Raw genomic sequence first — 11,204 nt, forward strand, 5'->3', positions numbered from 1 at the left:
TTGCGGCGTCCCCGCACTCCGACACCGCCCCGCCATCCCACGGAATCCCCGCTTTTGACGTTGACGTTGACGTTGCCGTTGCTTGAAGGCCTCTGCGGGTGCCGGGCGCCGCCCGGCCGACTTCCGCCACTTGCGGTGGCAAGCCCTGCCCACTAGCCTTCGGCGGTCGTTCACCACCCAAGGATCGCCCGTGAAACACCGTCATCTCCTGCTGGCCGCGGCAATCGCCGCCGCTACGCTGGCCCTGGCCGCCTGCAAGAAGGAAGCTGCCCCAGGCACCGATACCGCCAGCAGCAGCGCACCGGCCGGCGAAACCGCTGACCAGTTCGTGGCCCGCATCAATGCCGAATTCAAGGCGGCCTACCCGGAGATGACCTCGGCCCAGTGGCTGTCCTCCACCTACATCAACGGTGATTCAGAGCGCATCGCGGCCAAGGCCAACGAGCGTTCGCTGACCCAGCTCAACAGCTGGATCGAGCAGGCCGGCAAGTTCGACGGCAAGCCGATGAGCGAGGACAGCAAGCGCGCGATCCACCTGCTGAAGCTGATGTCGTCGATGCCGGCACCGCGCGACCCGGCCAAGCTGGCCGAACTGACACAGATCGCCACCCGCATGGAAGGCAGCTACGGCGCAGGCAAGTACTGCTCCGACGCCAACGATCCGAACTCCTGCCGCCAGCTGGGCGAGCTGGAGCAGGTGCTGGCGCGCAGCCGCGATTACGACCAGCAGCTCGATGCCTGGCAGGGCTGGCACAGCACCACCAAGAGCATGCGTGGTGACTACCAGAAGTTCGTCGGCCTGGTGAATGAAGGTGCCAAGGGCATGGGCTTCACCGATGCCGGGCAGATGTGGCGCAGTGGCTATGACATGCCGCCGGAGCAGATCGGCCCGGAAACCGATCGCCTGTGGGAACAGGTCAAGCCGATGTACGAGCAGCTGCACTGCTATGCGCGCGGCAAGCTGGACAAGACCTATGGCAAGGACAAGGCCGAGGTGGGCAACGGCCTGATCGCCGCGCACCTGATGGGCAACATGTGGCAGCAGGACTGGTCCAACCTGTGGGACCAGCTGGAACCGTACCCGGGCGCCGGCAGCCTGGACATCACCGCGGCGCTGGAAAAGCAGTACCAGACCAACCTGAGCGCGGCGCTGGCCAAGGCTGGCAAGGATGCGAACGTGGCCGCGCAGTACAAGGCGCAGCGCGAAGCCGAACTGCGCACAGCCAAGCAGATGACCGAGCGTGCGCAGGACTTCTACGTGTCGCTGGGGATGCCGTCGTTGCCGCAGTCGTACTGGGACAAGACGCAGTTCATCAAGCCCGACGACCGCGACGTGGTCTGCCACGCCAGCGCCTGGGACATGAACATGGAAGGCGACGTGCGCACCAAGATGTGCATCAAGCCCAACGAAGAGAACTTCACCACCATCTACCACGAGCTGGGCCACATCTATTACGACCTGGCGTACAACCCGCTGCCGCCGCTGTTCCAGGGCGGTGCCAACGATGGCTTCCATGAAGCGATCGGCGACACCATCGTGCTGGCGATGACGCCGAAGTACCTCAGCTCGATCGGGCTGGTCGATGCGCCGACCGAGAGCCGCGAAGCGGTCATCAACAACCAGATGCGCATGGCGCTGTCGGGCGTGTCGTTCCTGCCGTTCGGGCTGATGATCGACCGCTGGCGCTGGGGCGTGTTCGATGGTTCGATCACCGCGGACAACTACAACAAGGCCTGGTGGGACCTGAAGGCCAAGTACCAGGGCGTGGCACCGGCCAGCACCCGTGGCGAGGAGTTCTTCGACCCGGGTGCCAAGTACCACGTGCCGGGCAACACCCCGTACACCCGCTACTTCCTGGCGCGCATCCTGCAGTTCCAGTTCTACAAGGGCCTGTGCGATGCCGCCGGCTTCAAGGGCCCGCTGCACGAGTGCACCTTCTACGGCAACAAGGAAGCCGGCCAGAAGTACTGGGCGATGCTGAGCAAGGGTGCCAGCCAGCCGTGGCAGGCCACGCTGAAGGAACTGACCGGCTCGGACAAGCTCGATGCCGGCCCGATGATCGAGTACTTCAGCCCGGTCAATGCCTGGTTGAAGCAGCAGAACGAAGGCCAGATGTGCGGTTGGCAGGCCAACGCGGCACCGGCAGCGGCGGCGAAATGAAAGAAGGGGCGGGTCCGCGAGGATCCGCCCCTTTTGATCCGGTAGCGCCGGGCCATGCCCGGCGGCTTTTCATCACACCGCTGCGCTCGCCGGGCATGGCCCGGCGCTACCGCGATGACGATCAGTTGCTCTTCTTCGCCGCCAGCTGCGCGGCCAGCGCGGCCTTGAATTCCTCGAAGGTCTGACCCTTCTCGTTGGCTTCGGCCTGCGCTGCATCGCGCAGCGCATCCGAATAGATCAAGCGCACCGGCGTGCCCTGCCGTTCGTGCAGTTCACCGGCCTGCATGATCAGCGCCAGCACCTGCGCCGCACTTTCGCTCTGACCGGCAATGCGGCCATCCATGCCCAGCACCCATTCGCCATCGCGACGGACGACGCCGGCCAGCAGCGTGCGCTGGGTGTCGCGCAGTTCGGCATGCGGCTCGACGGGCGAGGCGGTGGCGGCAGCCTTGTTGGCAGCCTGCTGTTCCTGGCGACGGCGCTGGTCGCGGCGGGATTTGGAAGAGGTCGACATCAGTGGGGCTTGCATTGCGGGGGCGCAAGGATAACCCACGCCCCCTGCATGCTGGTTCACACCGGCACGGTATCGACTCAGTCCAGCACCCGCCCCTGCCGCCAATAGCCCATGAAAGTGATCGCGCGGCGATCCAGGCCGCAGTCCTTCACCAGATACCGGCGGATCGCCATCACCGCGCCGGCCTCGCCCGCCACCCAGGCATACATCGCGCCGTCCGCGCTGGCATCAGCCTGCTCCCACAGGATCTGCGCGTCGACGTCGATCTCGTCCAGTTCTGCAGCCTCGGCCACCGCCGGGGCCGCCACCAGCCGCGCCTGCACGGCCTGCAGCAACCGCTGCCCATGGGCCTGCTGCCCGCGCGGCAACCACACCAGTTCGGCCGTGGCCGGTGCCTTCAATGGCACCGCATCGCCCGCCTGGGCGATCTCCAGCAGGGCCAGCGTGCGCGGCGGATCGGCCAGCCCGGCCAGTTCCTCGAGGATGCCGGCCACTGCCGGCAATGCCGTCTCATCGGCCACCAGCAACACCTGGCCGACCCCGGCTGGCGGCTTCCATTCCCAGCCCTCGCTGCTGTCCGCACAGTCGGCATCCGGGGCCAGCAGCACCACGCGGTCGCCCGGCCGTGCGTGCGTGGCCCAGCGCGAGGCCGGTCCGGTCTCGCCATGCAGCACGAAGTCAACGTCGACCTCGCACTCCTCAGCGCGCAGTTGGCGGATGGTAAAGGTGCGCATCGGCGGCCGCGCGTCATCGGGCAGTGCGCGGTAACGGGCGTACCAGTCTTCGCCGCTGGGCACGTCCGGCGCGTCCTGGCCGGGCAAGGGGAAGAACACCTTGATGCGTTGGTCCGGGCCTTCGGTCTTCATGCGCGCTACGTCGGCGCCGGTGAACACCATGCGGTCCAGGGAAGGAGAAAGAACGCGGCGCTCCTTCAGCGCCACCTCGAACAGGCGGTAGGTCTGCTGCGCAGCCATGCGGGTACCTCATACGACGACATCGGAATGGCTGGCTGTCGTGCATCCACGAACCGGCTCGCTGGAAACCCCAGCCTAATCCCTGCCCGCGGCGCCGCAACGGGCCCGCGCGTGATGGCGCACCCTACCCCTGCGCGACGCTCAAAGCGCCGTGCCGGCTGCCTCTGCTGCGCGCTCGCGCTGATGTTCCCAATACCAGAACACGAAGCCGGCCGCGAAGAAGGCCGCCTGTCCCAGTGCCAGATGCAGCGGGCTGTCGTGCAGCAGTGGCGATACCACGCCGGCCACCACGGTGCTGATCATCAGCTGCACGAAGGCCTGCAGCGACGAGGCCAGGCCGCGCTGCTGCGGATACATGTCCAGCACTGCCAGCGCCAGGATCGGGAAGATCAGCGCCATGCCCATGCCGCCGAGGAAGATCGGCATCACCGCCCACGGCAGCGCGAACTGCGGCGCCAGGCTGACGTAGCCGATGTTCAACACGGCAGAGACCGCGCACAAGGTAAAGCCCAGGGCCACCTGCCGCGTCGGTGTGCTGTGCCCGGCCATGCGCCCGGACAGGAACGAACCGGTGGTCATGCCGCCGATGGTGGGAATGAACAGCCAGGCAAAGCCGCCTTCACCCAGATGCAGGTGCTGCATCACGATGGCCGGCGCCGAGGAGATGTACAGGAAGATGCCGCCGAAGCCGATGCTGCCGGCCAGCGCCAGGCGCAGGAAACGCGGGTTGAAACCGATGCGCACGTAGTCGCGCATCAACGTGCGTGGCGACAGTGCGACCCGTGCCTGCGCCGGATGGGTTTCCGGCAGGAAGCGCGCGGTGGCCGCCAGCAGCACCAGCGCGAATACCACCAGGAACCAGAAGATCAGCGGCCAGCCGGCACCGCTGAGCAGGATCCAGCCGCCGATGATCGGCGCGATGGCCGGGGCGATACCGAACAGCATCGACACTTGGCTCATCAGCCGCTGCGCGTCGTGGCCGTGGTACAGATCGCGGATCACCGCGCGGCCGACGATCATGCCGACACCGGCAGACAGGCCCTGCAGTGCGCGGAACGCCAGCAGCGTGGTCAGGTCGGTGGACAACGCACAGCCAACCGAGGCACCGACGAAGATCACCAGGCCGCCGAGGATCACCCGCTTGCGCCCCCAGGCATCGGACAGCGGGCCGTGGGCCAGGCTCATCAGGCCGTAGAACAGCAGGTAGACGCTGATGGTCTGCTGCACCGCCACCTCGTCCACCGCCAGGCGCTGGGCCAGCTGCGGAAACGCAGGAAAGATGGTGTCGATCGAGAACGGACCGAACATGGCCAGGCCAGCGAGCAACAGGGCCATGCGGCGGGTGGAAGGAGCAACAGCGGCGGTCATCGGGCAAGCGTCCGGCAGGGCCATGCGTGACACGCACGGCGGGCGCCGATCCCCTGCAGCAGGGACGGCGCCAGATGAATACGAGAATCCGACCATCATAGGTGGGGAATGCGTGCGACGCCATGCACGGGTGCACAGAACGCACGCCCGGGCCATCGGCCATTCAGGCCTGTGAGGCCGCTGCGGGCCACCGTCGGGCACCGGCAAGAGGCTATAATCGGCGGGCAACACGGTGGGAGAAGCAGGTCACCGCTGCCGAAGGCGCAACGCCCGTAATCGCTCAGGCCCGATACCACCCGTAACAGAACTCTGGAGAGACCGGTTCGATCCGGCGCCGAAGGGGCACGAAGCTGCGGTTTTCCGCGCTTTTAAACTCTCAGGCAAAAGGACAGAGGGGCGCCCGCAGACCGCCGACCGGCGGCTTGTGCCCGTGCGTGTGCCCTTTCCTGACGGATCCTTCGCCATGTCCCAGAACACCCCTTCCCTGCGTGAGCTCGAGCACCATTCGGCGTTCGTCGAGCGCCACATCGGCCCCAACGATGCCGAGATCGCGCAGATGCTCGGCGTCATCGGCCACGCATCGCTGGATGCGATGACCGATGCCATCGTCCCGGCCAAGATCAAGTCGCCGGCACCGCTGGCGCTGCCGGAGTCGATCACCGAAGTGCAGGCGCTGGCGAAGATCCGCGCGATCGCCGACAAGAACACCGTGCTGCGCAGTTTCATCGGCCAGGGCTACTACGGCACCCACACGCCGAACGTGATCCTGCGCAACATCCTGGAAAACCCGGCCTGGTACACCGCCTACACCCCGTACCAGGCGGAAATCTCGCAGGGCCGCATGGAAGCGCTGATCAACTTCCAGACCCTGTGCGCCGACCTGACCGGCATGGAAATCGCCAACGCCTCGCTGCTGGACGAAGCCACTGCCGCTGCTGAAGCGATGACCCTGGCCAAGCGCTCGGCCAAGTCGAAGTCGGACACCTTCTTCGTGCACGATGCCGTGCACCCGCAGACACTGGAACTGCTGCGTACCCGCGCCGAGCCCATGGGCATCGTGCTGCGCGTGGGCACCCCGGCCGAAGCGCTGGAAGCGGAAGCCTTCGGCCTGCTGCTGCAGTACCCGGATACCTTCGGCCAGGTCGGCGACTACAAGGCGCTGGTCGATGCCGTGCACGCGCGCGGCGGCCTGGTGGCCGTGGCCACCGACCTGCTGGCCCTGACCCTGCTGGCCGCCCCGGGCGAATGGGGTGCGGACATCGTGGTCGGCAACAGCCAGCGTTTCGGCGTGCCGTTCGGTTTCGGTGGCCCGCATGCGGCGTTCATGGCCTGCCGTGACGCCTACAAGCGTTCGATGCCGGGCCGTCTGATCGGTGTCTCGATCGACGCGCAGGGCAATCCGGCCTACCGCCTGACCCTGCAGACCCGCGAACAGCATATCCGCCGCGAGAAGGCCACCTCCAACATCTGTACCGCACAGGTGCTGCTGGCAGTGATGGCCTCGATGTACGCCGTCTACCACGGTCCGGAAGGCCTGACCCGCATCGCCCGCCGCACCCATCGCCTGGCCGCGATCCTGGCCAGCGCGCTGCGCACCGCCGGTGTGCAGGTCGGCGCCGACTTCTTCGACACGCTGCACGTGACCGGTGTCGACGCCGACGCGATCCATGCCAAGGCCCGTGCGGCCGGCTACAACCTGCGTGCGATCGACAGCAGCTCGGTGGGCATCAGCCTGGACGAGACCACCACCCGCGCCGACATCGTCGCCGTGGGCGCGCTGTTCGGTGCCAACGTTGATGTGGACGCGCTGGATGCCAGCACCGCCGACGCGCTGCCGGCCGGCCTGCTGCGCCAGTCCGCGTTCCTGACCCACCCGGTGTTCAATACCCACCACAGCGAGCACGAACTGCTGCGCTACCTGCGTTCGCTGGCCGACAAGGACCTGGCGATGGACCGCACGATGATCCCGCTGGGCTCGTGCACCATGAAGCTCAACGCCACCGCCGAAATGATTCCGGTGACCTGGCCGGAGTTCTCGCAGATCCACCCGCTGGTGCCGGCCGAGCAGGCGCTGGGCTACAAGGAACTGATCGATTCGCTGGAAGCGATGCTGGTCGAGTGCACCGGCTACGATGCCGTCAGCCTGCAGCCGAACTCCGGCGCGCAGGGCGAGTACGCCGGCCTGCTGGCGATCCGTGCCTACCACCGCTCGCGCGGCGAAGATCACCGTGACATCTGCCTGATCCCGGATTCGGCGCACGGCACCAACCCGGCCTCGGCACAGATGTGCGGCATGAAGGTCGTGGTCACCAAGACCGACGCCAACGGCAACGTCGACGTCGAGGACATCCGCCTCAACGCCGAGAAGTACAGCGACCGTCTGGCCGCGATCATGATGACCTACCCGTCCACGCACGGCGTGTTCGAGGAAGAGGTGGTGGAGATCTGCGAGATCATCCACAAGCACGGCGGCCAGGTGTACACCGACGGTGCCAACATGAACGCCCTGGTCGGCGTGGCCAAGCCGGGCAAGTGGGGTTCGGATGTTTCGCACCTGAACCTGCACAAGACCTTCTGCATCCCGCACGGCGGCGGCGGCCCGGGCGTTGGCCCGTGTGCGGTCAAGTCGCACCTTGCCCCGTTCCTGCCGGGCAAGCTGGGTGACAATGGTCCGGTCGGCATGGTCAGCGCCGCCAGCTTCGGCAGCGCCTCGATCCTGCCGATCAGCTGGATGTACATCGCGATGATGGGCACCGAGGGCCTGCGCAAGGCCACCCAGGTCGCCCAGCTCAACGCCAACTACATCGCCAAGCGCCTGGCCCCGCACTTCAAGACGCTGTACACCGGTCGCAACGGCCTGGTCGCGCACGAGTGCATCCTGGACGTGCGTCCGCTGGAGAAGACCAGCGGCATCGGTGCCGAAGACGTGGCCAAGCGCCTGATCGACTTCGGCTTCCATGCCCCGACCCTGAGCTTCCCGGTGGCCGGCACGCTGATGGTCGAGCCGACCGAAAGCGAATCGCTGCACGAGCTGGACCGCTTCATCGACGCGATGATCCAGATCCGCGAAGAGATCACCGCGATCGAAGACGGCCGCCTGGACCGCGAGGACAACCCGCTGAAGAACGCGCCGCACACCGCCACGGCGGTGACCGCCAGCGAATGGACCCACGCCTACCCGCGCGAGCTGGCCGCCTTCCCGCTGCCGAGCCTGAAGCTGCAGAAGTACTGGCCGCCGGTGGCACGTGTGGACAACGTGTACGGCGACAAGAACGTGATGTGCGCCTGCATCCCGGTCGATGCCTACAAGGACGATGAAGTCGAGGCGTAAGCCTTCGCGCTATCGGTGATTCGGTAACAGAACGGCCCGCGCAAGCGGGCCGTTTTCCTTTCCAGTAGATCCACGCCATGCGTGGATGCTTTGCCATCACGGATCCGGCACCTGCCCCAGGCTCAATTGCCACGACACGCCGAAACGGTCCTGCACCCAGCCATAGCGGCTGCTGAACTCGTAGTCGCCTACCGGCATCAGCCAATGCCCGCCGTCGCCCAGCACGCGCGCGGCACGTTCGAACGATTCGGCACCCGCACATTCCACGAACAGCGACATCGAGGGCGTGAACGTGAAGTCGTGCACATCCAGACTGTCGAAGCACAGGTAGTGGGTGCCGCCGAGCAGGAAAATGGCCTGGCGGACCTGGCCGGGCACGCCCGCGCCCGCCCCGTCCGGATGGCGCTGCAGGGCCAGCAGGCGGAATTCGGCGAAGGCTTCGGCGTACAGGGCCAGCGCTGCTTCGGCCTGGCCGGTGAACATCAGGAAGGGACGGCTGCGCAACATGCGGTGCTCCCGTTCGTCGGGCCGGTATGGCCCACGCGATCAGCATCGCACGCGGGACGTATGCCTTCTGTAGAGCCGAGCCCATGCTCGGCTGACGTCTGCCCGAACAGCAGCCGACCGTAGGGTCGGCTCTACAGAATCACGCCTCGCGCATGCGCCGGGCGATGGCGCTGCTGGCCGCGATGGTCGCCGTCAGCGCCACCATCGACAGGAACTGGAGGCGCGTATGCGCTTCGCTCAGCAGCAGGCCGAAGATCAGCGCCAGGATCGCCAGCGCACAGACGGTCAGCCACGGGAAGCCGGCCATGCGGAACGGCAGGCGCGTGCCCAGGCGGTCGGCGCGACGGCGCAGCACCAGCTGCGAGACCAGCGACAACGTCCACACCAGCAGGCAGGTGGAACCGACGATGTTCAGCAGTACCGGCAACACCTTGTCCGGGAACAGCAGTTCCATGATGGTGGCAGCGAAACCGAACAGGACGCTGGCCAGCACCGCGATCACCGGTACCTGGCGCGGGTCGGTCCAGCCCAGCACGGCCGGTGCTTCGCGGCGTTGCGCCAGCGAATACATCATGCGCGAGGCGCCGTAGAGATTGGCATTGAGCGCCGACAGCAGGGCGATCACCGCGATCAGGGTGATGGCCGTGGCCGCACCCGGAATATTGGCGACATCGAGAACCGCGGCGAACGGTGATTTCAACGCTTCGCTGGTCCACGGCACCACGGCGATGATCACGCTCAGCGAACCGATGTAGAACACCAGGATGCGCCAGGCGACGGTGCGGATGGCACGGGCGATGCTGCGCTCGGGGTCTTCGGTTTCCGCCGCCGCGACGGCCACGATCTCGGTGCCGCCGAAGGCGAACACCACCACCAGCAGCGCAGCACCGATACCGGCCAGGCCCTTCGGTGCGAAGCCACCGTGCTCGGTGAAGTTGCTCAGGCCCGGCGAGGCCACCTGCGGCAGCCAGCCCATCAGCAGCGCCACGCCAACGGCGATGAAGGCCAGGATCGCCGCCACCTTGAGGATGGCGAACCAGAATTCGAACTCACCAAAGTTCTTCACCCCGAGCAGGTTGATCGCGGTGAAGAACAGCATGAATGCCAGTGCCGCCATCGGTACCGGCACCACCGGCCAGACCGTGGCCAGCAACCCGGCCGCGCCCACCGCCTCGGCGGCGATGACGATGACCAGCTGCACCCACCACAGCCAGCCCACGGTGGCACCCGCGGTGGCGCCCATGGCATCGGCTGCATACACCGAGAACGCACCGCTGGTCGGCTTGGCGGCCGCCATTTCGCCCAGCGCGTTCATCACGATGATCACCAGCGCACCGGCCACCAGGTAGGACACAAGCACCGCCGGACCGGCCGCCTGCACGCCCACGCCGGAGCCGAGGAACAGGCCGGCGCCGATGGCGCTGCCCAGCCCCATCATGATCAGCTGGCGTGGCTTGAGCGAATGGCCGAGGCGGGAGGGCGAAGCAGTCTGATCGGGGGTGGCGGGCATCGGCAGGGCTGGCGGCGGCGATAAGGGCGACACCTTACCGTGTCCTGCCGCCGCGGGGATAGGCACAGCGCAGCAGGGAACTCAGGCCGGTAGCTGCTCGCCGACATTCCCACCAATACGGGCGCGGTAGGCGCGCGGCGAGAAACCGGTTTCGGCCTTGAACTTGCGGGTGAACGCGCTCTGGTCGCTGAAACCGCAGGCCTGGCCGATGCAGGCGATGCTCTCGTTGCCATGCAGCAGGTGCATGGCCATCTGGATCCGCAGCCGGGTCAGCACCTGCTGCGGGGTCATCTGGAACACCTTGCGGAAGCTGCGCTCCAGCTTGGACAACGAGAATCCGGTGATGTCCAGCAGGGTCTGCATCCGCACGTTCTCGGCGTAATGCGTATTGAGGTGGGCCAGGGCCAGCCGCAGCTGCTCGTACTGGGTGCCGAGGCTGTCCTTCTGGCCGAGGTCGCGGGAGATGCCGATCAGCCCTTCGACCTGCCCGTCCACCACCAGCGGGCGCTTGCAGGTCAGGCACCAACCCGGTTCGCGGTTGGCGAACAGGTGCAGTTCCATCAGGTTCTCGATCACCTCGCCGGACAGCACGCGGGCGTCCTGGTCGACATAGTCCGCGCTCAGGCCGGTGGGGTAGATCTCGGCCGCGGTGCGCCCGATCACGTCCTTGCGCGCACGCAGGCCCAGCCGTCGCAGCATGGTCTGGTTGACGTAGGTGTAGCGGCCCTGGCGGTCCTTCATGAAGAACAGCACGTCCGGAATGGCGTCGAACAGGGCTTCGATGTCGGCGGGTTCGACTCGCATGCGGCAAGCATACCCGAGCCGCCGATTTGTCTGCG

Annotated in this window: 8 protein-coding genes and 1 riboswitch; of the genes, 2 read left to right on the forward strand and 6 right to left on the reverse strand. The window is 66.8% G+C overall.

Features of this window, described 5'->3' with window-relative positions; translation table 11 throughout:
• The first annotated feature begins 190 nt into the window (after positions 1 to 190).
• Positions 191 to 2,161, forward strand: a complete 1,971-nt coding sequence (locus tag QP457_RS16230; RefSeq protein ID WP_205406297.1) for a M2 family metallopeptidase — start codon at positions 191 to 193, stop codon at positions 2,159 to 2,161.
• Between the two features lie 121 nt (positions 2,162 to 2,282).
• On the opposite strand, the gene QP457_RS16235 is transcribed toward QP457_RS16230, so the two are convergent.
• The 3 genes from QP457_RS16235 to QP457_RS16245 form a co-directional block, all read right to left on the reverse strand.
• The gene (locus QP457_RS16235; RefSeq protein WP_089236443.1) at positions 2,283 to 2,675 is read right to left on the reverse strand and encodes a hypothetical protein; all 393 of its coding nucleotides are present in this window, start codon (positions 2,673 to 2,675) and stop codon (positions 2,283 to 2,285) included.
• A gap of 77 nt (positions 2,676 to 2,752) precedes the next feature.
• Positions 2,753 to 3,649, reverse strand: a complete 897-nt coding sequence (locus tag QP457_RS16240; protein ID WP_205406296.1) for a siderophore-interacting protein — start codon at positions 3,647 to 3,649, stop codon at positions 2,753 to 2,755.
• A 141-nt stretch (positions 3,650 to 3,790) separates the two neighbouring features.
• Positions 3,791 to 5,017, reverse strand: a complete 1,227-nt coding sequence (locus QP457_RS16245; RefSeq protein ID WP_099818917.1) for a multidrug effflux MFS transporter — start codon at positions 5,015 to 5,017, stop codon at positions 3,791 to 3,793.
• Between the two features lie 299 nt (positions 5,018 to 5,316).
• Positions 5,317 to 5,419: riboswitch (glycine riboswitch) on the forward strand.
• A 61-nt stretch (positions 5,420 to 5,480) separates the two neighbouring features.
• Here QP457_RS16245 and gcvP point away from each other — a divergent pair.
• Positions 5,481 to 8,348, forward strand: coding sequence for an aminomethyl-transferring glycine dehydrogenase (gene gcvP / locus QP457_RS16250; RefSeq protein ID WP_205406295.1), 2,868 nt, complete (start codon positions 5,481 to 5,483; stop codon positions 8,346 to 8,348).
• A 96-nt stretch (positions 8,349 to 8,444) separates the two neighbouring features.
• On the opposite strand, the gene QP457_RS16255 is transcribed toward gcvP, so the two are convergent.
• From QP457_RS16255 to QP457_RS16265, 3 genes are all read right to left on the reverse strand, one after another.
• Positions 8,445 to 8,855, reverse strand: a complete 411-nt coding sequence (locus tag QP457_RS16255; RefSeq protein ID WP_165377825.1) for a VOC family protein — start codon at positions 8,853 to 8,855, stop codon at positions 8,445 to 8,447.
• 139 nt (positions 8,856 to 8,994) lie between these two features.
• Positions 8,995 to 10,365: an amino acid permease gene (locus tag QP457_RS16260; protein ID WP_306669828.1), complete on the reverse strand. Its 1,371-nt coding sequence runs from the start codon at positions 10,363 to 10,365 to the stop codon at positions 8,995 to 8,997.
• A gap of 81 nt (positions 10,366 to 10,446) precedes the next feature.
• Positions 10,447 to 11,169, reverse strand: coding sequence for an AraC family transcriptional regulator (locus tag QP457_RS16265; protein WP_100460033.1), 723 nt, complete (start codon positions 11,167 to 11,169; stop codon positions 10,447 to 10,449).
• Between the last annotated feature and the right edge of the window lie 35 nt (positions 11,170 to 11,204).

The organism is Stenotrophomonas sp. As-7 (genome assembly GCF_030291015.1).
Lineage (GTDB): Bacteria > Pseudomonadota > Gammaproteobacteria > Xanthomonadales > Xanthomonadaceae > Stenotrophomonas > Stenotrophomonas lactitubi.

What these genes read in the sequence shown, in the direction of transcription:
- QP457_RS16260 (WP_306669828.1), bottom strand. Translation starts at nt 10,365, where the DNA reads ATGCCCGCCACCCCCGATCAGACTGCTTCGCCCTCCCGCCTCGGCCAT.
- QP457_RS16255 (WP_165377825.1), bottom strand. Translation starts at nt 8,855, where the DNA reads ATGTTGCGCAGCCGTCCCTTCCTGATGTTCACCGGCCAGGCCGAAGCA.
- QP457_RS16240 (WP_205406296.1), bottom strand. Translation starts at nt 3,649, where the DNA reads ATGGCTGCGCAGCAGACCTACCGCCTGTTCGAGGTGGCGCTGAAGGAG.
- QP457_RS16235 (WP_089236443.1), bottom strand. Translation starts at nt 2,675, where the DNA reads ATGTCGACCTCTTCCAAATCCCGCCGCGACCAGCGCCGTCGCCAGGAA.
- gcvP (WP_205406295.1), top strand. Translation starts at nt 5,481, where the DNA reads ATGTCCCAGAACACCCCTTCCCTGCGTGAGCTCGAGCACCATTCGGCG.
- QP457_RS16265 (WP_100460033.1), bottom strand. Translation starts at nt 11,169, where the DNA reads ATGCGAGTCGAACCCGCCGACATCGAAGCCCTGTTCGACGCCATTCCG.
- QP457_RS16245 (WP_099818917.1), bottom strand. Translation starts at nt 5,017, where the DNA reads ATGACCGCCGCTGTTGCTCCTTCCACCCGCCGCATGGCCCTGTTGCTC.